Genomic DNA, 23,797 nt, shown 5'->3' with positions numbered 1-23,797 from the left:
GCCCCGGAACTGGGGCCGGGTGCGCGCCGCGTCGAGGGCCGGCGCCGGTGGGTGCGCCGGCCGGGTCCGGTTGGTGATACGGCCCAAGGGACGGCCGTCGCTGTCCACCGGTCCGGACCGGGTCGGGCGGAGGTTACAGCGCGAGGCCCGTGAGGACCAGTACCCGCTCGTAGGTGTAGTCGTCCATCGCGAAACGCACGCCCTCGCGGCCCACACCGGACTGCTTGACGCCGCCGTACGGCATCTGGTCGGCGCGGTAGGACGGCACATCGCCGACGATCACGCCGCCGACCTCCAGCGCGCGGTGGGCGCGGAAGGCGGTCTGTACGTCGTGCGTGAACACGCCCGCCTGGAGGCCGAACTTGGAGTCGTTGACGGCTGCGAACGCCTCGCCCTCCCCGTCGACCTTCTTGAGGGTGAGCACCGGGCCGAAGACCTCCTCGCAGGCGAGGGTGGCGTCGGCGGACACGTTCTCCAGCACGGTCGGCGCGTAGGAGGCGCCGTCGCGCTTGCCGCCCGCGAGCAGCTTCGCGCCGCGCTCCACGGCCTCGTCGACCCAGCTCTCGACGCGCTTGGCGGCGTCCTCGTTCACCAGCGGGCCGACCTCGGTCGCGTCGTCCGACGGGTCGCCGGTGACCTGCGCCTCGACGGCCGCCACGATCTTGGGCACCAGACGGTCGTAGACGGAGGCGTCGGCGATCACCCGCTGCACCGAGATGCAGGACTGGCCGCCCTGGTAGTTGGAGAAGGTGGCGATGCGCTGTGCCGCCCAGTCCAGGTCCGCCTCGGAGGAGAAGTCCGGCAGGACGACGGCCGCGCCGTTGCCGCCGAGCTCCAGGGTGCAGTGCTTGCGCGGCACCGAGTCGAGGATCGCGTAGCCGACCTTCTCGGAGCCGGTGAAGGAGACGACCGGCAGCCGCTCGTCCTGGACCAGCGCCGGCATCCGGTCGTTGGGCACCGGGAGGATCGACCAGGAACCGGCCGGCAGCTCGGTCTCGGCCAGCAGCTCGCCGAGGATCAGGCCGGAGAGCGGGGTGGCCGGCGCCGGCTTGAGGATGATCGGGGCGCCGGCCGCGATGGCCGGGGCGATCTTGTGGGCGCAGAGGTTCAGCGGGAAGTTGAACGGGGCGATGCCCAGGACCGTGCCGCGCGGGAAGCGGCGGGTCAGGGCGAGCCGGCCGGCACCGCCCGCGTCGGTGTCCAGGCGCTGCGCCTCGCCGCCGTTGAAGCGGCGGGCCTCCTCGGCGGCGAAGCGGAACACGGAGATGGCCCGGCCGACCTCGCCGCGCGCCCACTTCATGGGCTTGCCGTTCTCCCCGGAGATCAGCCGGGCGATCTCCTCCGTACGCTCCACCAGCCGGCGGTGCACATGGTCCAGCGCGGCGGCACGCACGTGCGCCGGGGTGGCGGCGAGCTCGTCCTGGACCGCGACGGAGGCGGCAATGGCCTCCTCGACCTGGGCCTCGGTCGGGACGCTCACCATGCCGACGAGGCGTCCGTCCCAGGGAGAGGTGACATCGAAGGTGGCCTCGCCGGTGGCCTGACGGCCGGCGAGCCAAAAGGCGGTGGGGGCTGCATCAGTGGGGATCGGCACAGTGGAACCCGGCCCTTCAGAAGTGGTGGGTGATGCGCATGGCTCAGGGAGCGGCTCTGCGGTTTTGACTCTGGACCCACGGTAGGGGTGCGGCGGCGCCGTGGCGTTTGTCCGAAGCGTAGTAATCAGCACGGCCGTCTCTCCGTGGTGGAGGGGGCGTACGTCTCCGTGAGGGAGCGGGCGTACGGAGTGGATCCGGGGCGGGTGCCGGGGCAGGGCTCCGGGCCGGCCGTCCGCGCTCCCCCGGGCCGCCTCCGTGGGGAACCGCGTCGCGAATGCCGCCGCCGCTCGGGCACCCCCATGGGCAGCGACGGCATCCCGAAGGGGCCGCCCGCGCCATCGCACCCCCAGGCCCCCTCATCCGAGGGTCCCCGGCCCCCTCCCCGGCAATACGGTCTGCTCCCCGGGTCCCCCGGCCTACTCCCCCGGGGCCACCGACGTCGCCTTGAGCGCCAGCCACAGCTCCATCCGGACATCCGCATCGTCCAGCGAGCGGCCCAGGATCTCCTCCACCCGCCGCATCCGGTAGCGCAGGGTGTGGCGGTGTACGCCCAGGTCGGCGGCGGCCGCGTCCCACTGGCCGTGCCGGGCGAGCCAGGCGCGCAGCGAGGCCACCAGATCACCGCGGCCCCGCGCATCGTGCTCGCGCAGCGCCCGCAGCAGCCCGTCCGCGAAGGCGCGGACGGCGTCGTCGGCGAGCAGCGGCAGCACGGACCCGGCCGCCACGTCCTCGTGCTCGACCAGCGCACGGCCGCGCCGGCGGGCCACCGACAGCGCCTGTTCGGCCTGGCGGTAGGCGTTCGCGGCGGCCATCGGCCCGGTCGGCGCCGACAGCCCGACGGCCACCCCCTCGCCGTGGTCGGTCTCGGCCCGTCCCGCCCGGCCGCGCGCACGCGGCTGCGCACCGGCGCGGGCCTCGGCCTCGGCGGCGTACGCGGCACAGGCATCGGCGGCCGCACCGCCGTCCGCGACCAGCACGATCAGCCGGCCGCCGTCCGGTACGGCGAGCACCGCCTCACCGGTCCGCGCGGCCGCGGAATCCATCACATCGGCCAGCCCGTCGAGGCCGCCCTGAGCCCCGGCGCCGGCGGACACCGCGGACGCCTGTTCCTCCGCGGCCACCCCCTCCGCGACCACCATCCGGAACGGGGCGTCCAGCAGCCCGCCGTAGAGCCGGCCCGCCACCGCCCGCGCATGGTCCGGCTCGCCCGCGAGCAGCATCTTGAGCACCGCGGCGCCGAGCCGCTGCTCGGCGTCCTGCAGCGCCCGGGACCGCTCGGTGGTCAGGGTGAGCAGCGCGACCGCGGAGTGCACGGCATAGCGCTCGGCCGTGCCGAGCGGCGCACCGGTCCCGACCGCGAGCACACCGCGGGCCCGGCGGCCGGTGCCCAGCGACTGCAGCTCGACCCGGTCGTCGCCGTCCGTGTCGCTGACGACCGAGCTGGCGGGAGCGGGCCGCTCGCGCAGCCGCCCGACGTCATCGGCGAGCCGGGCCGCACGGCGGGCCGCCCAGTCGGGGGCGGCGGCCACTACCGCACCCGACGCGTCGTAGAGCGCGGCCCAGCCGTCCAGATGCGCCGCGAGCCGGGCCAGCAGCTCGGCCGGCCCCTCGGCGCTGAGCGCCGCCCGGGTCAGCTCCCGCTGCGCCTCGAACCCCGCGGTCACCGCCCGGTACTGGTCGGCGGCGACGGCGGCCGAGACCGCCTTGCTGATCGCGATGAACGGCGTCCTGCGGGGCACCCCGAGCAGCGGCAGCCCCTGCTCCCTGGCCGCCTCGACCAGCGCCTGCGGAACGCCCTCGTAATTGACCCCGACCGCGAAGCCCAGCCCGACGACCCCTGCCTCCGCGACCCGCCGCACATACCTGCGGGTCGCCTCCGCATCCTCCGCGTCCAGCTTGAGCGCGGTGATCAGCAGCAGCTCCCCGCCCTCCATGTACGGCACCGGATCGATCAGCTCACTGGCGTGCGCCCAGCGCACCGGCACGTCCAGCCGCTCCTCGCCCGCGAGCACGGTCAGCTTGAGCGCGGTGTGGTTGACCAGGGAAGCGAGGGTGTGCGGCATGGGACCTTCATGACGTCGACGACTGCGAGGGACGACCGATCGACAACCGGTCACTGACCTGTCGGTCAGCGACCGGTCGATGACTGCCGACGACCGGTCGATGACCGATTGTTTGCGCCGCCTCGTATGAACGGCCAGTGTCGATTCTGCCTCAGCGGAGGAATCGGGGGGAGCTCCGGTCCGGACAAATCCGCCCGGCCACGGAGCACGAGCCCCCGACGGGACAACCGGGAGCGCCCCCGCGAGCCGCCCTCAGGACCGCAGATCCACCAGCACCGGCGGCGCATGCTCCCCCGCCACCGAGGTCACGGAGAGCACGGCGTGGCCGGGCGGAACGGAGTTGGCCAGATCGGAGGCGGACCAGCGTTCCCGCTCGACGGTGCGCACGGTGACGGCCTTGGCGGTCACATTCTTTCCCGTGACCAGCCGCCGGATGGAGTGCATGACCTTGGTGAACGGCTCGTCGGAGACGATCTGCCGGTCAGTGACGTCCCGCGTCTCCACCCATGCCTTGCCCCACACCTCCGCGAACCGCGCTCCGTCCCAGGTCGTCACGCCCGCGAACGCCATCCGGCAGCCGACCGCACCGAGCAGCGCACCCCGCAACGACTCCGGTACGTCGTCCAGCGCCCGCAGGGTCAGCACCGCCCCCGCGTTCGCCGACCGCAGGCGCTGCAGTCCGCGCAACGCCTCCTGCGTGATCACATGCGACGCATCGTCAAGTACCAGACAGGCGAAGACCGATCGGTCCGACCGCGCCACCGCGCACTCCGTGAACTGCGCAAGCACCAACCGCGTCAGAATCCGCGATGCATCCGCGTGACCGCGCTCGGGCAGATCGATCCGCACCCGCAGCGGATGGTCCAGGGAGCGCAGTGACACCTGGCGTGAGCGACCGGTCGGGTCGAAGAACCCCGCGAACGCCGGCCGGTCCAACAGGGCGATCCGGTCCGCAAGCAGCACCCCGACATCCCCGGACCGCTCCGCCTGCCGCTCCCGCGCGTCCAGCTCCCGCAGCGCGCTGTGCTCACCGGCCGCCTCGAGTGCGGTCCGCAGCCCCGCCACCGTCTCCCGCGACCCGTCCAGCAACTCCCGTAGCTCCGCCACCCCGGGAAACCGCCCGTGCGCCGCCCGGAACGGTCCCAGCAACTGCCCCAGCACGGTGGCCGCCCGCCGCCCGTTGCCCCCGGGCAACGTCGCCGCCACGTCTCCCACCAGCGCCTCAGCCAGAATCCCGGCCGCCTCATCCGGGTCGGTCGTGCCGCCGTACAGGTCCAGGTCACAGTCCGCATCGCGGTGACCGACCCTGATCACGGCGTCAAAGGCATCATCGGGCGCGGGCACCGTTGCAGCCGTCCCGACGGACACGACGGCGGCACGCCCGGCGAGCGCCTGCAGGCACAAGGTCTCAACCAGCGGGCGCACCAGGCGAGTTGTCTTTCCCGAACCGGGCGGACCGACCGCCAGCAGCGAGGTGCCGAGGACGTCCGGTTCGAGCGCAAAACCCGTGCCACGCCGGGCATAAGGGTTGCGCGCGTCCTCGGATGCCGTGCCGATGCGTACCTGCGAGGTGAGAAGGTCATGCCGTGCGGTGCGCGTCATCAGATCGCGTGCCCCGGAGGGGTGCAGACATGCGGCGGCGCCACTCTTCTGAACGCTGTCGACGAATGCCTGGAGCCGACTCGGCTGCACGCGTACGGACTGCCAGGCACGGCTGATCCGTGCATGATCGACGTCGTTCATGAGCCCGGAACGCGCCTCGTGCGCCAGGCGGTCGGCCGCGGCCGGAGCGCCGGCAGCACGAAGGTCTGCCCATTCGCCTTGGTCCACCTCAAGCACCCGGGCAGTTGCCTCCGCCGTCTTCCCGGCACCGGATGTGCCGCGCCTGCCCGGCGAGCCGTACCGACGCCGCAGTTCCGACAGGCATGCGAATCTGCTGAAGACCACCAGCAGCACACCGAGATCGAAAAGCGAATAGCTGGTGGCGTAGTAGAAATACGATTCCTGCTGCCCCGATACCGGCGTCAGATTCTCCAACTGCAACATCAGGATGGACGAATCGGTTGTCTTGTCGATGCACCACTGCCAGAGAAACCACACGAGCACCAGGGTCAGGGCCGCACGTGCGACCAGCTGGCCCCCCGGGAGCGAGCCGGGGTCCTTGGGTGCCAGCCACGAAGGAAGCCTGTCCCATACGCGATTCGCCGACGGAGCGAGCAGCCGGCGGAACAGCGTAGGCCATCGCCCCACCCGGCCGAAGACGATGACGATCGCGCCGAGAATGAGAGCCATATACACGAACGACGAGACGATGTTGGCATTGCCCGTCTTCCACGAATCGGGCAGCATCACCTCGCGCGGCCATTTCCAGTAGGGGCCGAGGTAATCGTTCATCAGCAGCGACCAGATCAGCCATGCGCACAGGAATGAGACAACCGCCCCGGCGATGAGCTGCGGCACCGCGATCTCGCGCGGCTCGTCCTTCGGTTTGGGCTTGTGCCCGAAGGCCCAGATACCCGGACCCGCCAGTACGCGCGGAGTGCTCAGCCAGGCCATGAAGGGGGACTGCGGCAGACCGTCGGGTCGCGCAGAGGGGCCGGGTCCCGCGGCCCGGCCGCCCGCGGCGGACGGATCCGCGAAGCGCGGCGGCGCACTGGGCCGCGGTGGCATATCCGGGGGTGCCGCCGGCCCCGGGACCTGGTCGGAGCGGGTGTTGCGTGCGTCGTGCGTGCCCTCGGTGTCCATCCGGTGCCCCTTGTCCCCCTTGAGCCGTGGCCTGCTGCGTCGTGGCGCCGGCGGCCGCGTCGTGCGACCGCGGTGTCATTGTCATGCCCGCGCTGATGTCCGCCACTGCCGGGCACGCCGCCGCTCAATCTACTGGCCGTGGGCCGTCGCTATGTCCGGTGCGGACAACGCAACACGCGCACTTCTCCCGAACGGAACATGCCAGACCCGCCCGGCCGCCCCTAGCCTGCGAGAACAACACGTTTGTACGTCCCCCCGTTCCACTCCAGGAGACTGCCATGACCGAACTGTCCGGAGGCCCGTCCCTCCCCCAGGAGCGTCGCGTCGTCACCGCGATCCCCGGCCCGAAGTCGCAGGAGCTGTGGGCCCGTAAGCAGGCCACGGTGGCCGCCGGCGTCGGCGCCGTGCTGCCCGTCTTCGTCAAGCGCGCCGGCGGGGGCGTCCTGGAGGACGTGGACGGGAACTCCCTGATCGACTTCGGCTCCGGCATCGCGGTGACCTCGGTCGGCAACAGCGCGGAGGCGGTCGTCCGCCGGGCCACCGCGCAGCTCCAGGCTTTCACCCACACCTGCGCCATGGTGGCGCCGTACGAGCCGTACATCGAGGTCTGTGAGCTGCTGGCCGAGCTGACGCCGGGCGACCACGCGAAGAAGTCGGCGCTGTTCAACTCCGGTGCGGAGGCGGTCGAGAACGCCGTCAAGATCGCCCGCGTACACACCAAGCGCCAGGCGGTCGTCGTCTTCGACCACGGCTACCACGGCCGGACGAACCTGACGATGGCGCTCACCTCCAAGAACATGCCGTACAAGCAGGGCTTCGGACCGTTCGCGCCCGAGGTCTACCGCGTCCCGGTGGCCTACCCCTACCGCTGGCTGACCGGCCCGGAGAACTGTGCGCAGGAGGCCGCGGACCAGGCCATCTCGCAGATCACCAAGCAGATCGGCGCGGAGAACGTCGCGGCGATCATCATCGAGCCGGTGCTCGGTGAGGGCGGCTTCATCGAGCCGGCCAAGGGCTTCCTCCCGGCGATCGCGAACTTCGCCAAGGAGAACGGGATCGTCTTCGTCGCGGACGAGATCCAGTCCGGCTTCTGCCGTACGGGCCAGTGGTTCGCGTGTGAGGACGAGGGCATCGTCCCGGACCTGATCACCACCGCCAAGGGCATCGCGGGCGGTCTGCCGCTGGCCGCGGTCACCGGCCGCGCCGAGATCATGGACGCGGCGCACGCGGGCGGCCTGGGCGGCACCTACGGCGGTAACCCCGTGGCCTGCGCCGCGGCGCTGGGCTCGATCGAGACCATGCGTGAGCAGGACCTGAACGCCAAGGCCCGCCGGATCGGCGAGATCATGAAGCCGCGGCTGAACGCCATCGCGGAGAAGTACGACATCGTCGGCGAGGTCCGCGGCCGCGGCGCGATGATCGCGATCGAGCTGGTCAAGTCCGGCTCCAAGGACCCGAACCCGGAGGCCACCGGCGCCCTCGCCAAGGCCTGCCACCAGGAGGGTCTGCTGGTCCTGACGACCGGCACGTACGGCAATGTGCTGCGCTTCCTGCCGCCGCTGGTCATCGGCGAGGACCTGCTCAACGAGGGTCTGGACATCCTCGAAGGCGCCTTCGCCACGCTCTGAGCGGCGCGCGCACGGACGCTCCGCGAAGGAACCCCGGCACGGCCCGGGACACGGCTCATGTCGTGTCCCGGGCCGTGCCCGTTCGGGCGGCGGGGAAGACCTGCCCTTGAGGCGGAGGGGAAGCCGCAGCCGGTGGTGGATGGGCGGCCCTGGGCCCGTCGTCCGTCGTCCGAAGTCCCTAGTCCGGGGTCCGTCGTCCGTAGCCGTCCGGGTCCGGAGTCCGGGTTCCGTCGGGGGCCTCCCTGCCCCGTTGTGCGCCGTGGCGGCCGTGTCCCTGGTGCGCGCCGGGGCCGCGCCCCTGTCCGTACCCGTGTACGCACCCCGCTCTGTGCCCATTTCTGTACTCATTTCCGTGCGGACGCGCGTAACTGGAGGCATGGCGTGAAGAAGATGTGCGGGGCCGATGGCGGCCGGGTAATGCGCCTGTCGGGCACGCTCGCTGTGCCGTACGGTTCCAGCAGATGAGAGAAACACCCCGCTCGCAGGGGACTGCGAGCGACGCCCGATCGGCGCTTCCCCGGTTCCGATCAGGCCGTGCCCTCGCGCACAACACCGGAACCCCTGGAATGGGGGGAGCCGGGAATCCTCACCGATCGGATGTCCGCCCGCCCCATACCCCCCGGGGCGCGCGGAACACCGGTCAGCGCGGCCGCCTCGGAACTACCCCCCCTGTTCCGAGGCGGCCGACCCTTTTTCCGAGCCCCGCGGACCCGTCGGGTCGCCGCTCCCCCCGTTTGTCGCCCCGGTCTGCCGGTCTGTTCAGCGCGCTGTTCTTCGCCGCGCTCACCTGGCAGGTGGCCGCCCACGGCCCGCTGCGCACCCTCGATGAACGGCTCGGCCACGCCCTTGCCGCCGGGAGCATCCCCGCCGGGGCCGCCGAGTTCTTTGCCGATCTCGGCAATACGGCCGTGGCGCTGCCGGTGCTGTTGGTCGTCATGGTGTGGACGGGATGGCGGGGACGGCTGGGGTGGCGCGGCGGGGACGCAGCCGAGGGAACCGCTCCGGTGCGCTGGTGGCTGCCGCCGCTCGCCGCCGGCCTCGCACTGGCCGTGGTGCCCGCGCTGGTCGTCCCGCTCAAACTGTGGCTCGCCCGGCCGGGCCCGCCGCAGATGGCCGGCGGTGCGCCCGACGGCTTCTATCCGTCGGGCCACGGCGCCACGGCGGCCGTCGCGTACGGCCTGGCCGGGCTGTTGCTGACCCGTGGCCCGGGACGGCTGCGGATCGGTGACGGCGCGGCCGCCCGTCTGCACACTCCGGCGGTCAAGGTCACCGTCACCGTCGCGGTCGCCCTGCTCAACGTGGGTGTCGGCCTCGGCCTGGTGCGCCGGGGCTATCACTGGCCGCTGGACGTACTCGGCAGCTGGTGTCTGGCCGGGGTGCTGCTCGCCGTGTGGTGTGTGGTGTGTGACCGGTGGTCCGGTGGCGGGGGCCGGGCGGCGGGCCAGGGGACAGGGACATCCGGCAGGTCAGGGCCGGACGGGTCCTGACCTGGCGGTGGCGGGCCGCCGTGCCGCGCGGAGGGGCGCGCAACTCCGAGTCGCCCGCCCCTCGTTGAGCGTCAGCTGTCGAAGCCAAGCCCCACCTTGTCCATGGCCTTGAGCCACAGATTGCGGCGGCCGCCGTGGGTGTCGGCCCGGGTCATCGACCACTGGGTGATCCCGATGCCGGCCCAGCGCAGCGGCTCGGGCGGGAACGGCAGCGGCTTGCTGCGGACCATCTCCAGCTCCGTGCGCTCGGTGCGCTCACCGGCGAGCAGGTCGAGCATCACGTCGGCGCCGAAGCGGGTGGCACCCACACCGAGGCCGGTGTAGCCGGCGGCATAGGCGACCCGGCCGGCGTGTGCGGTGCCGAAGAAGGCCGAGAAGCGGGAGCAGGTGTCGATGGCGCCGCCCCAGGTGTGGGTGAAGCGGAGGCCCTCCAACTGCGGGAAACAGCGGAAGAAGTGGCGGGCGAGCTTCTCGTACGTGGCCGGGTGGTGGTCGAATTCGGCACGTACGCCGCCGCCGTAGCGGTAGACGATGTCGTAGCCGCCCCACAGGATGCGGTTGTCGGCGGTGATGCGGAAGTAGTGGAAGTGGTTGTTGGAGTCCGAGAGGCCCTGGCGGTTCTTCCAGCCGATGGCGGCGAGCTGTTCGTCGGAGAGCGGCTCGGTCATCAGGGCATGGTCGTAGACCGGGACGATGTACGGGCGGACCCGCTTGACCAGCGACGGGAAGGCGTTGGTGCCGAGCGCGACATGGCGGGCGAAGACCCGGCCGTAGGGCGTGCGGACGGCCATGCCCATGCCTTCGGAGGCGAGGTCGGTGGCCCGGGTGCGCTCGTAGATGCGGACGCCGAGGCCCAGGCAGGCCTGCTTCAGGCCCCAGGCGAGGCGGGCCGGGTTGAGCATGGCGACGCCGTCGCGGTCCCACAGGCCGGCGCGGAAGGTCGGCGAGTCGACCTGGGCGCGCAGTTCGTCCTCGTCGAGGAAGGTGTGCCGGTCGAGGCCGAGCCCCGCGGCGTCCTCGGCGAACTCCTTGAGTTCGGCGATCTGGTGGGGCTCGGTGGCGATGTCGATCTCACCGGTGCGCTCGAAGGCGCAGTCGATGTCGTAGCGGGCGACGGCCTCCTCGATGGCGTCGAGGTTGCGGATGCCGAGCTCTTCGAGGGTGGCCAGTTCGCCCGGCCAGCGGGCCAGGCCGTTGCCGAGGCCATGGGTGAGGGAGGCGGCGCAGAAGCCGCCGTTGCGCCCGGAGGCCGCCCAGCCGATCTCGGCGCCCTCGATGAGGACGACATCGCGCTGGGGGTCGCGTTCCTTGGCGATCAGCGCCGTCCACAGCCCTGAGTAGCCGCCGCCGACGACGAGCAGATCGCAGGTCTCGTCGCCGACGAGGGCGGGCCGGGCGGCCGGGCGGTCCTTGTCGGCCAGCCAGAAGGGGGTGGGTTCGGCGTCCGCGAGCGCATGCGCGGCGGACGGGGTCATGGCAGCTCGTGCCATGGTTCTCAGCTCCTCTTGCTCCTCTTGCGGCGGGCCCCGGCCAGCTGGCCCACGACGACGCACAACACGGCGACCAGGAACATCGCCGTGCCGATGACATTGATCTGAACGGGAGTGCCCCGCTGTGCCGATCCCCAGACGAACATGGGGAAGGTCACGGTGGAGCCGGCGTTGAAGTTGGTGATGATGAAATCGTCGAAGGACAGCGCGAAGGACAGCAGGGCGCCGGCCGCGATACCGGGGGCGGCGATCGGCAGCGTCACCCGCAGAAAGGTCTGGACGGGTGAGGCGTAGAGGTCCTGGGCGGCCTGTTCCAGACGCGGGTCCATGCTCATCACCCGGGCCTTGACGGCGGTGACCACAAAGCTCAGGCAGAACATGATGTGCGCGATGAGGATCGTCCAGAAGCCGAACTGGATGCCCATGTTGAGGAAGAGGGTCGCCAGCGAGGCGGCCATGACGACCTCGGGCATCGCCATCGGCAGGAAGATCAGGGTGTTGACGCCGGAGCGGGCGCGGAAGCGGTAGCGGGCCAGCGCGAACGCGATCATGGTGCCGAGGACGGTCGCGCCGATGGTCGCCCAGAGCGCGAGCTGCAGGCTCAGGCCGAGCGAACCGCACAGGTCGGCGACGCCGCACGGATCGCTCCAGGCGTCCGTGGAGAAGCGCTGCCACTGGTAGTTGAAGCGGCCGTTGGGCTTGTTGAAGGAGAAGACCATCACCACGAGGTTGGGCAGGATCAGATAGCCCAGCGTGCCCAGGCCCGCGATCGTGATGATGTTGCGGCGCAGCCAGCGCAGGCCCCGGTTAGGGGTGCGGACGGCGGTGGCTTCGGTGGTCTCGCGGACGGCCATCAGACCAGATCCTCCGTCCCGGACTTGCGGATATAGATCGTGACCATGGCGAGGATGGCCGCCATGAGGATGAAGGAGAGGGCGGCGGCGGTCGGGTAGTCCAGGACCCGCAGGAACTGCGACTGGATGACGTTGCCGATCATCTTCTGGTCGGTGGAGCCCAGCAGTTCGGCGTTGATGTAGTCACCGGCGGCCGGGATGAAGGTGAGCAGGGTGCCGGCGACGACGCCGGGCATGGACAGCGGGAAGGTCACCCGGCGGAAGGTGGTGGCCGGACGGGCGTAGAGGTCGCCGGCGGCCTCCTGGAGGCGCGGGTCGATGGGCTCCAGTGAGGTGTAGAGCGGCAGGACCATGAACGGCAGGAAGTTGTAGGTCAGTCCGCAGACCACGGCGAGCGGGGTGGCCAGCACCCGTTGGCCTTCGGTGAGGCCCAGCCAGCTGGTGACGTCCAGGACGTGCAGCGAGTTCAGGACGCCGACGACCGGCCCGCCGTCGGCCAGGATCGTCTTCCAGGCAAGCGTACGGATCAGGAAGCTGGTGAAGAACGGGGCGATGACCAGGATCATCACGACATTCCGCCAGCGGCCCGCCTTGAAGGCGATGAGGTAGGCCAGCGGATAGCCCAGGAGCAGACAGAGCGCGGTGGCGGTCGCGGCGTAGAGCACGGAGCGGACGAACTGCGGCCAGTATTCGCCGAGCGCGTCCCAGTACGTCGCGAAGTGCCAGGTGACCTTGAAGCCCTCTTCGAGGGAGCCGGTCTGGATCGAGGTCGACGCCTGGTAGACGAGCGGGGCGGCGAAGAAGACGATCAGCCACAGGATGCCGGGCAGCAGCAGCCAGTAGGGGACGAGCCGTTTGCGGACGGGGGTCTTGCGCACCTCCAGGGGGGCGGCCCCGGCCTGCCCGTCCGGTGGCGCGGGCGTCTCGGTGATACTCACGCGGCCTCCTCGTCGAGGTCCGCGCCCGCACCGATGTCCTGGCCGGCGTCCAGCCCGAAGGTGTGCGCCGGGCTCCAGTGCAGTACGACCTCGGCGCCGGGGACCAGGCGCCCGTCGCGCTCGATGTTCTGCTCGTAGACGGCGAGTTCGCCCAGGCCCGGGGCTTCGATGACGTACTGCGTGGAGACCCCGATGAAGCTGGCGTCCTTGATGCGCGCGGGCAGCCGGTTGCGGCCCTCGGCGATGGACCCGGCGTCGTCGGCGTGCGCCAGGGTCACCTTCTCGGGCCGGACTCCGGCGAGCACCTTCTCGCCGGTGCGGGCGGTGGCGCTGCACCGGCCGGCGGGCAGCCGCAGCTTGGCGTCACCGGCCTTGAGGAGCAGTTCCTCGCCGCCGGACTCGACGACCTCGGCCTCGATGAGGTTGGAGGTGCCCAGGAAGTTGGCGACGAAGGTGCTGCCGGGGTTCTCGTAGAGGTCGGCGGGGGCGCCGAGTTGTTCGACCGTGCCGCCGTTCATCACGGCCACGGTGTCGGCCATCGTCATGGCTTCCTCCTGGTCGTGGGTGACGTGCACGAAGGTGATGCCGACCTCGGTCTGGATGCGCTTGAGTTCCAGCTGCATCTGGCGGCGCAGCTTGAGGTCGAGGGCGCCGAGCGGCTCGTCGAGCAGCAGCACCTGCGGGTGGTTGATCAGCGCACGGGCGACCGCGACGCGCTGCTGCTGGCCGCCGGAGAGCTGCTGCGGCTTGCGGCGCGCCATCGGGCCGAGCTGGACGAGGTCGAGCATCTCCTCGACCTGCTTCTTGACGGACTTGATGCCGCGGCGGCGCAGTCCGAAGGCGACGTTCTCGTAGATGTCCAGGTGCGGGAAGAGCGCGTAGTTCTGGAAGACGGTGTTGACCTGCCGCTTGTACGGCGGCAGGACGGTGACGTCCTGTCCCGACAGTTCGACGGTGCCGGTGGTGGGCTCCTCCAGCCCGGCGATCATGCGCAGGGTGGTGGTCTTGCCGCAGCCCGAGGCGCCCAGCAGCGCGAAGAAGGAGCCCGCGGGGATGGTCAGGTCGAGCGGATGGACGGCGGTGAAGGAGCCGTAGGTTTTGCTTATCCCGTGGAGGCGGACGTCGCCGCCACTGCTCTGGGGGGTCGCGGTGTGGGTCATGTCGGTCGTCCCGTGGGTCGGAGGGCGAAACGGCTCGGGCGGGCCCGGAAGGTGGGGGATCAGGCGCCGGTGAGGTCGGAGAACTTCTGGGCGAACTCCTTGTTCTCCTTGGCGGTCAGGGCGCGGAAGGAGTGGGACCGGGCGGCCATCTCCTTGTCCGGCAGGATCAGCGGGTTCTCCGCCGCCTTCTTGTCGAGCTTGGCGAGTTCCTCGCGCACACCGTCGACGGGGCAGGCGTAGTTGATGTACGCCGCGAGCCGGGCCGCCGCCTTCGGCTCGTAGAAGTAGTCGATGAGCCGTTCGGCGTTCTGCTTGTGGCGGGCCTTGTTCGGCACCATGAGGTTGTCGGTGGACGTCATATAGCCGGTCTTGGGGATGGCGTAGGCGATGTCCGGGTTGTCGTTCTGGAGCTGGACGATGTCGCCCGCCCAGGCCACGCAGGCGGCCAGGTCGCCCTTGTCCAGGTCGGTGGTGTAGTCGTTGCCGGTGAAGCGGCGTATCTGCTTGGAGTCGACGCCCTTCTGGAGCCGGGCGATGGCCGCGTCGTAGTCGTCCGCGGTGACGTCCTCGGGCCGCTTGCCCATGTCCAGCAGGGTCAGGCCGATGCTGTCGCGCATCTCGGAGAGAAAGCCGACCCGGCCCTTGAGCTGCGGGTCCTCCAGCAGCTGGCTGATGGAGTCGACCTTCTTCCCGCCGGTGGCCTTCTTGTTGTACGCGATGAGGGCCGGGATGCCCTGCCAGACGTAGGAGTGCGCGCGGCCGGGGTCCCAGGCGGGGTTGCGGTACTGCGCCGAGAGATTGGCGTAGGCGTGCGGCAGGTTGGCCGGGTCCAGCTCCTGGATCCAGCCGAGGGAGATCATCCGTGCGCACATCCAGTCGGTGAGCACGATCAGATCGCGGCCGGTGTCCTGGCCGGCCGCCAGCTGCGCCTGGATCTTGCCGAAGAACTCGTCGTTGTCGTTGATGTCCTCGGTGTATTTGACGGCGATGCCGGTGCGCCGGGTGAAGCGGTCCAGCGTCGGCCGGTGCTTGCCGTCCTTGCTGACGTCCATGTACTCGGTCCAGTTGGAGAAGTTGAGGCGCTTCTCCGCCTTGGAGTGGTCCTCGGAACGGCCGGCGTCCGTACGGCCCGCGGGCGGGATGCCGCAGGACGCCAGGGCGCCGAGGCCGCCGACCGTGGCCGCCAGGGCGCCGCTCGCGCGCAGCAGCGAGCGGCGGGTCATCGCGAGCCGGCCGTGGGTCGCACTGCGGCGCATGGCGGTGAGTTCGGCCGAGGACAGGGGTTCGGGCTGCTCGTGGTGCTCCATGCGCGGTGCCCTTTCAGGGGATGAGCCCGGCGCTCGGCCGGTGTTGACGAAGCCGCGCGGCGCCGGCCGCAGGGCAGGGCCCCTCGGGGCCCGAGGGGGACGTCCCTTACGGGCGGTCCCCGAAGATCGTGCGGTGCCAGTCCTTGCGCGCCACCGCGGTGTTGTCGTACATGACGTGCTTGACCTGGGTGTACTCCTCGAAGGAGTAGGCCGACATGTCCTTGCCGAAGCCGGAGGCCTTGGCCCCGCCGTGCGGCATCTCGCTGATGATCGGGATGTGGTCGTTGACCCAGACGCAGCCCGCGTTGATCTCGCGGGTGGCGCGGCCGGTGCGGTACACGTCCCGGCTCCAGGCGGAGGCGGCCAGCCCGTAGGGGGTGTCGTTGGCCAGCGCGATGCCCTCGTCGTCGCTGTCGAAGGGCAGCACGACCAGCACCGGGCCGAAGATCTCGGACTGCACGATCTCGCTGTCCTGCGCGGCCCCGGCGATCAGCGTCGGCCGGTAGTAGGCGCCCTTGGCCAGCTCGCCCTGCGGCGCCTCGCCCCCGGTGACGACGGTGGCGTAACCGCGCGCCCGGTCGACGAAGCCGGCCACCCGGTCGCGCTGGGTGTGCGAGATCAGCGGGCCCAGATCGGTGGACGGGTCGAAGGGGTCGCCGAGCCGTACGGTCGCCATCAGGTCGGCGACGCCGCTGACGAAGGCGTCGTACAGCGGGCGCTGGACGTAGGCGCGGGTGGCGGCGGTGCAGTCCTGGCCGGTGTTGATCAGCGATCCGGCGACCGCTCCGTGGACGGCGGCCTCCAGGTCCGCGTCGTCGAAGACGACGAAGGGGGCCTTGCCGCCGAGTTCGAGATGCAGCCGCTTGACGGTGCCGGTGGCGATCTCGGCGACGCGCTTGCCGACGCCGGTCGAGCCGGTGAAGGAGGTCATCGCGACGGAACGGTGGCCCACCAGGTGCTCACCGGCGTCCCTGCCCGCCCCGGAGATGATGTTGATGACGCCGTCCGGCAGGCCCGCGCGCTGTGCGGCCTGCGCGAACAGCAGCGAGGTGAAGGGGGTGATCTCGGCGGGCTTGAGGACGATGGTGTTGCCCGCGGCGATGGCCGGCAGCACCTTCCAGGCGGCCATCTGCAGCGGATAGTTCCACGGTGCGATGGAGCCGACGACGCCAATGGGCTCGCGGCGGATGACGGAGGTGTGATCGGCGCTGTATTCGCCGGCCGCTTTACCCTCCAGATGCCGGGCGGCGCCCGCGAAGAACGCGGCGTTGTCGATCGAGCCCGGTACGTCGAACTCCTCGCTGAGCTTGATCGGCTTTCCGCAGTTCAGCGATTCTGCAGCGGCGAGATCGGCGGCGTCCTCGGCGAGGGCTGCGGCGAAGCGGTGCAGGGTGTCGGAGCGCTCGCCCGGCGTGGCACCGCCCCACTCCGCGAACGCCCGCTCCGCGGCCGCCACGGCGGCGTCCACATCCGCCGTACCTGCGAGTTCATAGGAGTACACCGTCTCGCCTGTCGCCGGGTCCACGACGGCCTGGGTACGGCCGGAACTTCCGCTCCGGAGACTTCCTGCGATGAATTGGGCGCCCGCGGCGAATCGCTCGGTGGCATCGAATCGGTGATCCATGGTGCTCTCCTCCGCCGGGCACCGAGGCCGCTCAGCGGCACTGCCTGGCGTAGCTATTTCCGGAATCGATGGCTGATCTTGACAGAGGAGAAGGGTCTCAACAAGGGATTCCGTTGTTGCCTTTTGGTTACGCGACGAATTCTGTGATTCTCGCGGCAGGAGCCCCGACACGTTGTCAGTGCCCGCTGACAGAATCCCGGCATGATGCACGACAACACGGGGATCATGGGCGAGCGCGCCGCGGACGGGCCGCGCTCGGTCGAGGAACTTCGCCGCGCGACCGCCGCCGGGAAGCGCGTCACATACGTCCATTTCTGGGGCCACAGCCCTCGGCGCGACGGCAGCCTCGGGGCGAGCTGCTTCAGCCAGTGGTGGCCTTCCCCCTTCACCGTCGACGGGGTCCGGTACGCCACCGCCGAGCACTGGATGATGGCCGGCAAGGCCCGGCTGTTCGACGATGCGGAGGCGGAGCAACGCGCGATCGCGGCGAGGCACCCCAAGCAGGCCAAGGACGCCGGGCGCCGGGTCCGCGGCTTCGACGAGGAGAGCTGGCAGCGGCACCGCTTCGGCCTGGTCGTCGAGGGCAGTGTCCATAAATTCGGCCAGGATGCCGCGCTACGGGAGTTTCTGCTGGGCACGAACTCCCGGGTGCTGGTGGAGGCCAGTCCGATGGACCGGATATGGGGCATCGGCCTCGCCGCCGATGACGAGCGGGCCGCGGACCCGGGGCGCTGGCGGGGCCTGAATCTGCTGGGCTTCGCGCTGATGGCGGCGCGGCAGACACTGCGGGAAGGGGCCGGCCCGGAGTCGTAGGCGGGCCCGGGGAGGACCGGTGTGCGGGCCTGCGCCCCACCACCGCACTCGCCCCGCTTAGCATGACGGGGCCCCTCCGCACACCCCTGTGCACCCATTGACCAGGAGGAACCGTTGTCCGATCTCGATGCCTTCATTGCGGGCCTGCCCAAGGCGGAGCTGCACGTCCACCACGTCGGATCGGCCTCACCGCGCATCGTCGCCGAGCTGGCGGCGCGGCACCCGGACTCCGCCGTCCCCACCGACCCCGAAGCGCTGGTCGACTACTTCACCTTCCGCGACTTCGCCCACTTCATCGAGGTCTACCTCTCCGTCGTGGACCTGATCCGCGACGCCGAGGACGTCCGGCTGCTGACGTACGAGGTCGCCCGGGACATGGCCCGGCAGCACATCCGCTACGCCGAGCTGACCGTCACCCCCTTCAGCTCGACCAGCCGCGGCATCCCCGACGCCGCGTACGTCGAGGCCATCGAGGACGCCCGTAAGGCCGCGGAGTCCGAGCTGGGCGTGGTGCTGCGCTGGTGCTTCGACATCCCCGGTGAGGCGGGTCTGGCGGCCGCAGAGGAGACCGCCCGTATCGCCTGTGACCTGCAGCCCGAGGGCCTGGTCGCGTTCGGGCTCGGCGGCCCCGAGATCGGCGTCCCCCGCCCGCAGTTCAAGCCGTACTTCGACCGCGCCATCGCCGCCGGTCTGCACTCCGTACCGCACGCCGGGGAGACCACGGGCCCCGGCACGATCTGGGACGCGCTCACCGAGCTCCGCGCCGAGCGCATCGGTCACGGCACGAGCGCCCCCCAGGACCCGGCGCTGCTCGCCCACCTCGCCGAGCACCGCATCCCGCTGGAGGTCTGCCCCACCTCCAACATCGCCACCCGCGCGGTGCGCACCCTGGAGGAGCACCCCCTCAAGGAGATGGTCGACGCGGGCGTGCTGGTCACGATCAACAGCGATGACCCGCCGATGTTCGGCACCGATCTCAACACCGAATACGGCGTCGCCGCCCGGCTGTTGGGCCTGGACGCCGACGGGGTGGCCGGCCTCGCCAGGAATGCCGTCGCCGCCTCCTTCATGGACACCGCCGCCAAGGCGCGGCTGACGGCCGAGATCGACGGCTACACGGCCGCCTGGCGCACGCCCTAGCCGCGACGGCTGCCGGGGCCTGACCGCCCGCCGTCACCGCGCCGGCTTGCACCGGCCCGGCGCGGCGACGGCGCGCGGCAGGTGTACGGCGCAGGGCGGGCGCCCGGCCTGCCGCCCCTACAGCCCCACGATCGCGTTCCACTCCTTGGCGAATTCGGTCCGCTCCTTGGAGGTGATGTCGCGGGCGATGGCCAGCCGCTTGCGCATCGCCCCGTCGGGGAAGATCAGCGGATCCTCGGCGAGTGCGGCGCGTTCCTTGTCCTTGGAAGAGGCCAGCACCTCGCGCGCGGCCGGTACGGGGCAGACGTAGTTGACCCAGGCGGCCAGCTCCGCGGCGACCTCCGGCCGGTAGTAGTAGTCGATCAGCCGCTCTGCGCTGCGCTTGTGCTCCGCGAGGTTGGGGATCAGCAGGCTCTCCGCCCAGAGCTCGGCGCCCTCCTGCGGCACCACGAACTCGATGTCCGGGTTGTCCGCCTGGAGTTGGATCACATCGCCCGAGTAGGCCTGCGCGGCGAGCACATCCCCGGAGTCCAGGTCCTTGATGTAGTCGTTGCCGGTGAACCGCCTGATGTGGCCCTTGCTCACGAGCCGGCGTACCCGGTCGGTCATCCGGTGGAAGTCATCGGCCGTCCAGCGGGTGATGTCCACGCCGTCGCCCTGCATCAGCAGCGCGAACGATTCGTCGAGCCCGGAGAGCAGGGTGACCCGGCCGCGCAGATCGTCCTTCCACAGGTCGGAGGTGTGCTTGATCTCCCGGCCGAGTTTCTTGCGGTTGTAGGCGATGCCGGTGATCCCGGACTGCCAGGGCACGGAGTGCTGTCGGCCCGGGTCGAAGTGCGGGGTGCGCAGCAGCGGATCGAGGTTCTCGGCGACATGCGGCTGGGCGGCCCGGTCCATCTCCTGGACCCATCCCAGCCGTACGAACCGGGCGCACATCCAGTCGCTGATGACGATCAGATCCCGGCCGGTGCTCTGGTGGTTCATCAGCGCGGGGCTGATCTTGCCGAAGAACTCGTCGTTGTCGTTGATCTCCTCGGTGTACGTGACGGAGATTCCGGTGCGCCGTGTGAAGGCGTCAAGGGTGGGCCGGCGCTGCTTGTGGTGGTCGTCGACGTCGATGTAGAGCGGCCAGTTCGCGAAGACGATCTTCCGGTCCTGCGCCGACCGGTCCGCACTCCCGCGGTCCGCCTCCTTGACGTACGCGGGTGGCACCCCGCAGCCGGTCATGGCGGCCAGCGCCCCCGTCACACCGATTCCGCCCATACCCCGGAGCACCGCACGCCGCGAAAGATCAGCCATGGCGAGCACTCTCACGTGCCGCGGGCGGAGGCGGCAAGAGACAGAGCGTCCATTGCCGGGCCTCCGCCCGCGACGGTGTGTCGAGCGTTCCGTGCGCTCGACGGTGATTCCCCCGGCCGGCCGGTCAGGCCGGCCGGTCGGCTCAGCCGTCCAGCGAGGTCATCACGTGCTTGATGCGGGTGTAGTCGTCGAAGCCGTAGGCCGAAAGGTCCTTGCCGTAGCCGGACTTCTTGAATCCGCCGTGCGGCATCTCGGCGACGAGCGGGATGTGGGTGTTGATCCACACACAGCCGAAGTCCAGGGTCTTGGACATCCGCATGGCGCGGGCGTGGTCCTTGGTCCACACCGAGGACGCCAGCGCGTACTCGACGCCGTTGGCCCACTCCACGGCCTGCTTCTCGTCGGAGAAGGGCTGGACGGTGATGACCGGGCCGAACACCTCCTGCTGGACGATCTCGTCGTCCTGCTTGAGGCCCGAGACGACGGTCGGGGCGAAGAAGTAGCCCTTGTCGCCGACCTGCTCGCCGCCCGCCTCGATCTTGGCGTGCGCGGGCAGCCGCTCGATGAAGCCCTTGACCTGCTTGAGCTGGTTGGCGTTGTTGAGCGGGCCGTAGAGCACGTCCTCGTCGTCGGCCGCGCCGGTCTTGGTCTCCGCGGCGGCCTTGGCCAGCGCGGCGACGAACTCGTCGTGGATGGACTCGTGGACGAGCACGCGGGTGGCGGCCGTACAGTCCTGGCCGGCGTTGAAGTAGCCGGCGACCGAGATGTCCTCGACGGCCTTGGCGATGTCGGTGTCCTCGAAGACGACGACCGGCGCCTTGCCGCCCAGCTCCAGGTGGACCCGCTTGAGGTCCTTGGACGCGGACTCAGCGACCTGCATACCGGCACGTACCGAGCCGGTGATCGAGGCCATCGCGGGAACCTTGTGCTCGACCATCAGCCGGCCGGTCTCGCGGTCACCGCAGATGACGTTGAACACGCCGCGGGAGTGGCCCAGTTCGTCCAGCACGCTGCCGATGATGTCGGCGATCAGGACCGTGGAGGCCGGGGTGGTGTCGGACGGCTTGATGACGACGGTGTTGCCCGCGGCCAGCGCCGGGGCGAACTTCCACACGGCCATCATCATCGGGTAGTTCCACGGCGCGACCTGGGCGCAGACGCCGACCGGCTCGCGGCGGATGATGGAGGTGAAGCCCTCCATGTACTCGCCGGACGCACGGCCTTCGAGCATCCGGGCGGCACCCGCGAAGAAGCGGATCTGGTCCACCATCGGCGGGATTTCCTCGGACCGTACGAGCGCGATCGGCTTGCCGCAGTTCTCGGACTCGGCGGCGATCAGCTCCTCCGCCCGCTCCTCGAAGCGGTCGGCGATCTTCAGCAGGACCTTCTGGCGCTCGGCCGGGATCAGGTCTCGCCAGGCGGGGAAGGCGGCTTCGGCGGCCGCCATCGCCGCGTCCACGTCGGTGGCGGCCGAGAGCGGAGCGGTGGCGTACGCCTCACCCGTGGCGGGATTGACCACCTCCGTGGTCCGCCCGTCGGCGGCGTCCCGGAACTCCCCGTCGATGTAGTTGCGCAGACGACGCAGTGCGGTGGTCACTGTGTGCGCCCCCTTCAGTCAGAAGTCTGGTGGTTTGGACATCCACCCTAGCCATGGATCCCACGTTTTCAACACACCCGCCACCCGGGAACAACGGAATCAGTTAAATTTCGATCCCGTCACGACGAATTTCATCGATTCGGGGTTGCAAGACAGACGAGGCTCGTGCACAGTGAACGGCGTGGCCACTCGTGACAGAAACGGCACCCCGTCGATCGACTCCGTCTCCCTGGCGATCATCGAGCAGCTCCAGGAGGACGGGCGCCGTCCGTACGCCGCGATCGGCAAGGCCGTCGGCCTGTCCGAGGCGGCGGTACGCCAGCGCGTACAGAAACTGCTCGACCAAGGCGTGATGCAGATCGTCGCGGTCACCGACCCCCTCACGGTCGGTTTCCGTCGGCAGGCAATGGTCGGCATCAACGTCGAAGGTGACCTCGACCCCGTGGCCGACGCCCTGACGACCATGGAAGAGGTCGAGTACGTCGTCATGACGGCAGGCTCCTTCGATCTCCTCATCGAGATCGTCTGCGAGGACGACGACCACCTTCTGGAAATGATCAACAAGCGGATCCGCACGCTTCCCGGCGTCCGGACCACCGAGAGCTTCGTGTACCTCAAGCTCCGGAAGCAGACCTACACCTGGGGAACGAGATAGCAATGAGCGGCGACCTCTCCAAGACGGCATACGACCACCTGTGGATGCACTTCACCCGCATGTCGTCGTACGAGAATGCCCCCGTGCCCACGATCGTGCGCGGCGAGGGCACCAACATCTACGACGACAAGGGCAAGCGCTACATCGACGGCCTCGCCGGCCTCTTCGTGGTCAACGCCGGCCACGGCCGGGTCGAGCTCGCCGAGACCGCCTACAAGCAGGCGCAGGAGCTGGCCTTCTTCCCCGTGTGGTCCTACGCCCACCCCAAGGCGGTGGAGCTTGCCGAGCGCCTGGCCCACCACGCCCCGGGCGACCTCAACAAGGTCTTCTTCACCACCGGTGGCGGCGAGGCCGTCGAGACCGCCTGGAAGCTGGCCAAGCAGTACTTCAAGCTCGTCGGCAAGCCGATGAAGCACAAGGTGATATCCCGCGCGGTGGCCTACCACGGCACCCCGCAGGGCGCCCTGTCCATCACCGGCCTGCCCGGCCTGAAGGCTCCCTTCGAGCCGCTGGTCCCCGGCGCGCACAAGGTCCCGAACACCAACATCTACCGCGCCCCGATCCACGGCGACGACCCCGAGGCCTTCGGCCGCTGGGCCGCCGACCAGATCGAGCAGCAGATCCTCTTCGAGGGCCCCGAGACCGTCGCCGCGGTCTTCCTGGAGCCGGTGCAGAACGCCGGCGGCTGCTTCCCGCCGCCCCCCGGCTACTTCCAGCGGGTCCGCGAGATCTGCGACCAGTACGACGTGCTGCTCGTCTCCGACGAGGTCATCTGCGCCTTCGGCCGCCTCGGCACGATGTTCGGCTGCGAGAAGTTCGGCTACATCCCGGACATGATCACCTGCGCCAAGGGCATGACCTCGGGCTACTCCCCGATCGGCGCCTGCATCATCTCCGACCGCCTGTCCGAGCCGTTCTACAAGGGCGACAACACCTTCCTGCACGGCTACACCTTCGGCGGCCACCCGGTCTCCGCGGCCGTCGGTATCACCAACCTCGACATCTTCGAGCGTGAGGGCCTCAACAAGCATGTCCTCGAAAACGAGGGCAACTTCCTGAGCACCCTGCAGAAGCTGCACGACCTGCCGATCGTCGGCGACGTCCGCGGCAACGGCTTCTTCTACGGCATCGAGCTCGTCAAGGACAAGGCCACCAAGGAGTCCTTCAACGACGAGGAGACCGAGCGCGTCCTGTACGGCTTCCTCTCCAAGGCGCTGTACGACAACGGCCTCTACTGCCGCGCCGACGACCGTGGCGACCCGGTCATCCAGCTCGCCCCGCCGCTGATCGCCGACCAGCCGGTCTTCGACGAGATCGAGCAGATCCTGCGCTCCGTCCTCACCGAGGCCTGGACCAAGCTCTGACCCTCGCGTCACCTCCGGGTGCACTCGTGCACAACTGA

General features: G+C 70.3%; 17 protein-coding genes. 6 read left to right on the top strand and 11 right to left on the bottom strand.

Annotated elements, in window-relative coordinates:
• Positions 1-133 precede the first annotated feature (133 nt).
• The 3 genes from ACWGI6_RS23390 to ACWGI6_RS23380 form a co-directional block, all read right to left on the bottom strand.
• Entirely contained in the window at positions 134-1,594 is a 1,461-nt protein-coding gene (locus ACWGI6_RS23390; RefSeq protein WP_453269311.1) for an aldehyde dehydrogenase family protein, read from the bottom strand.
• Between the two features lie 417 nt (positions 1,595-2,011).
• Positions 2,012-3,658, bottom strand: coding sequence for a PucR family transcriptional regulator (locus ACWGI6_RS23385; RefSeq protein ID WP_453269310.1), 1,647 nt, complete (start codon positions 3,656-3,658; stop codon positions 2,012-2,014).
• 252 nt (positions 3,659-3,910) lie between these two features.
• Positions 3,911-6,403 carry an ATP/GTP-binding protein gene (locus ACWGI6_RS23380; RefSeq protein WP_453269309.1) on the bottom strand — a complete coding sequence of 831 codons (2,493 nt, stop codon included), beginning with the start codon at positions 6,401-6,403 and terminating at the stop codon, positions 3,911-3,913.
• Between the two features lie 278 nt (positions 6,404-6,681).
• On the opposite strand from ACWGI6_RS23380, the gene gabT reads away from it, so the two are divergent.
• On the top strand, positions 6,682-8,031 hold the full coding sequence (gene gabT / locus ACWGI6_RS23375; RefSeq protein ID WP_453269308.1) for a 4-aminobutyrate--2-oxoglutarate transaminase: 1,350 nt from the start codon (positions 6,682-6,684) through the stop codon (positions 8,029-8,031).
• A 734-nt stretch (positions 8,032-8,765) separates the two neighbouring features.
• Entirely contained in the window at positions 8,766-9,518 is a 753-nt protein-coding gene (locus tag ACWGI6_RS23370; RefSeq protein ID WP_453269307.1) for a phosphatase PAP2 family protein, read from the top strand.
• 71 nt (positions 9,519-9,589) lie between these two features.
• Here ACWGI6_RS23370 and ACWGI6_RS23365 read toward each other — a convergent pair whose 3' ends face one another.
• The 6 genes from ACWGI6_RS23365 to ACWGI6_RS23340 form a co-directional block, all read right to left on the bottom strand.
• On the bottom strand, positions 9,590-11,008 hold the full coding sequence (locus tag ACWGI6_RS23365) for an NAD(P)/FAD-dependent oxidoreductase (protein WP_453269306.1): 1,419 nt from the start codon (positions 11,006-11,008) through the stop codon (positions 9,590-9,592).
• A 5-nt stretch (positions 11,009-11,013) separates the two neighbouring features.
• The gene (locus tag ACWGI6_RS23360; protein WP_453269305.1) at positions 11,014-11,862 is read right to left on the bottom strand and encodes an ABC transporter permease; all 849 of its coding nucleotides are present in this window, start codon (positions 11,860-11,862) and stop codon (positions 11,014-11,016) included.
• Positions 11,862-12,794, bottom strand: a complete 933-nt coding sequence (locus ACWGI6_RS23355) for an ABC transporter permease (RefSeq protein ID WP_453269318.1) — start codon at positions 12,792-12,794, stop codon at positions 11,862-11,864. Before ACWGI6_RS23355 ends, ACWGI6_RS23360 begins: the two co-directional genes overlap by 1 nt.
• Before the next feature lie 2 nt (positions 12,795-12,796).
• Entirely contained in the window at positions 12,797-13,960 is a 1,164-nt protein-coding gene (locus ACWGI6_RS23350; RefSeq protein ID WP_453269304.1) for an ABC transporter ATP-binding protein, read from the bottom strand.
• Between the two features lie 59 nt (positions 13,961-14,019).
• Positions 14,020-15,267: an ABC transporter substrate-binding protein gene (locus tag ACWGI6_RS23345; RefSeq protein ID WP_453269303.1), complete on the bottom strand. Its 1,248-nt coding sequence runs from the start codon at positions 15,265-15,267 to the stop codon at positions 14,020-14,022.
• Positions 15,268-15,373: 106 nt separating this feature from the next.
• A complete protein-coding gene (locus ACWGI6_RS23340; protein WP_453269302.1) occupies positions 15,374-16,891 on the bottom strand; it encodes a gamma-aminobutyraldehyde dehydrogenase in 1,518 nt (505 codons plus the stop codon).
• A gap of 201 nt (positions 16,892-17,092) precedes the next feature.
• Between ACWGI6_RS23340 and ACWGI6_RS23335 the strand changes: the two genes are divergently transcribed.
• Together ACWGI6_RS23335 and ACWGI6_RS23330 are read left to right on the top strand one after the other, a co-directional pair.
• Entirely contained in the window at positions 17,093-17,704 is a 612-nt protein-coding gene (locus ACWGI6_RS23335) for an NADAR family protein (RefSeq protein WP_453269301.1), read from the top strand.
• Positions 17,705-17,818: 114 nt separating this feature from the next.
• Entirely contained in the window at positions 17,819-18,844 is a 1,026-nt protein-coding gene (locus ACWGI6_RS23330; RefSeq protein WP_453269300.1) for an adenosine deaminase, read from the top strand.
• Positions 18,845-18,961: 117 nt separating this feature from the next.
• Here ACWGI6_RS23330 and ACWGI6_RS23325 read toward each other — a convergent pair whose 3' ends face one another.
• Together ACWGI6_RS23325 and ACWGI6_RS23320 are read right to left on the bottom strand one after the other, a co-directional pair.
• Positions 18,962-20,143, bottom strand: coding sequence for an ABC transporter substrate-binding protein (locus ACWGI6_RS23325; protein ID WP_453269299.1), 1,182 nt, complete (start codon positions 20,141-20,143; stop codon positions 18,962-18,964).
• Positions 20,144-20,285: 142 nt separating this feature from the next.
• Positions 20,286-21,740 (bottom strand): gamma-aminobutyraldehyde dehydrogenase, encoded by a 1,455-nt coding sequence (locus tag ACWGI6_RS23320; RefSeq protein ID WP_453269298.1) that lies wholly within the window; start codon positions 21,738-21,740, stop codon positions 20,286-20,288.
• A 181-nt stretch (positions 21,741-21,921) separates the two neighbouring features.
• On the opposite strand from ACWGI6_RS23320, the gene ACWGI6_RS23315 reads away from it, so the two are divergent.
• Positions 21,922-22,395 (top strand): Lrp/AsnC family transcriptional regulator, encoded by a 474-nt coding sequence (locus ACWGI6_RS23315; protein WP_052860613.1) that lies wholly within the window; start codon positions 21,922-21,924, stop codon positions 22,393-22,395.
• Between the two features lie 2 nt (positions 22,396-22,397).
• Positions 22,398-23,759: an aspartate aminotransferase family protein gene (locus ACWGI6_RS23310; RefSeq protein WP_453269297.1), complete on the top strand. Its 1,362-nt coding sequence runs from the start codon at positions 22,398-22,400 to the stop codon at positions 23,757-23,759.
• The last annotated feature ends 38 nt before the right edge of the window (positions 23,760-23,797 follow it).

It is taken from the genome of Streptomyces sp. NPDC054786, from assembly GCF_053611685.1.
Note: the sequence above shows the minus strand (reverse complement) of the source record. Positions and strands in the feature narration are given on the sequence as shown.

What these genes read in the sequence shown, in the direction of transcription:
- gabT (WP_453269308.1), top strand. Translation starts at nt 6,682, where the DNA reads ATGACCGAACTGTCCGGAGGCCCGTCCCTCCCCCAGGAGCGTCGCGTC.
- ACWGI6_RS23335 (WP_453269301.1), top strand. Translation starts at nt 17,093, where the DNA reads ATGATGCACGACAACACGGGGATCATGGGCGAGCGCGCCGCGGACGGG.
- ACWGI6_RS23310 (WP_453269297.1), top strand. Translation starts at nt 22,398, where the DNA reads ATGAGCGGCGACCTCTCCAAGACGGCATACGACCACCTGTGGATGCAC.
- ACWGI6_RS23325 (WP_453269299.1), bottom strand. Translation starts at nt 20,143, where the DNA reads ATGGCTGATCTTTCGCGGCGTGCGGTGCTCCGGGGTATGGGCGGAATC.
- ACWGI6_RS23345 (WP_453269303.1), bottom strand. Translation starts at nt 15,267, where the DNA reads ATGGAGCACCACGAGCAGCCCGAACCCCTGTCCTCGGCCGAACTCACC.
- ACWGI6_RS23380 (WP_453269309.1), bottom strand. Translation starts at nt 6,403, where the DNA reads ATGGACACCGAGGGCACGCACGACGCACGCAACACCCGCTCCGACCAG.
- ACWGI6_RS23360 (WP_453269305.1), bottom strand. Translation starts at nt 11,862, where the DNA reads ATGGCCGTCCGCGAGACCACCGAAGCCACCGCCGTCCGCACCCCTAAC.
- ACWGI6_RS23385 (WP_453269310.1), bottom strand. Translation starts at nt 3,658, where the DNA reads ATGCCGCACACCCTCGCTTCCCTGGTCAACCACACCGCGCTCAAGCTG.
- ACWGI6_RS23365 (WP_453269306.1), bottom strand. Translation starts at nt 11,008, where the DNA reads ATGGCACGAGCTGCCATGACCCCGTCCGCCGCGCATGCGCTCGCGGAC.
- ACWGI6_RS23340 (WP_453269302.1), bottom strand. Translation starts at nt 16,891, where the DNA reads ATGGATCACCGATTCGATGCCACCGAGCGATTCGCCGCGGGCGCCCAA.
- ACWGI6_RS23350 (WP_453269304.1), bottom strand. Translation starts at nt 13,960, where the DNA reads ATGACCCACACCGCGACCCCCCAGAGCAGTGGCGGCGACGTCCGCCTC.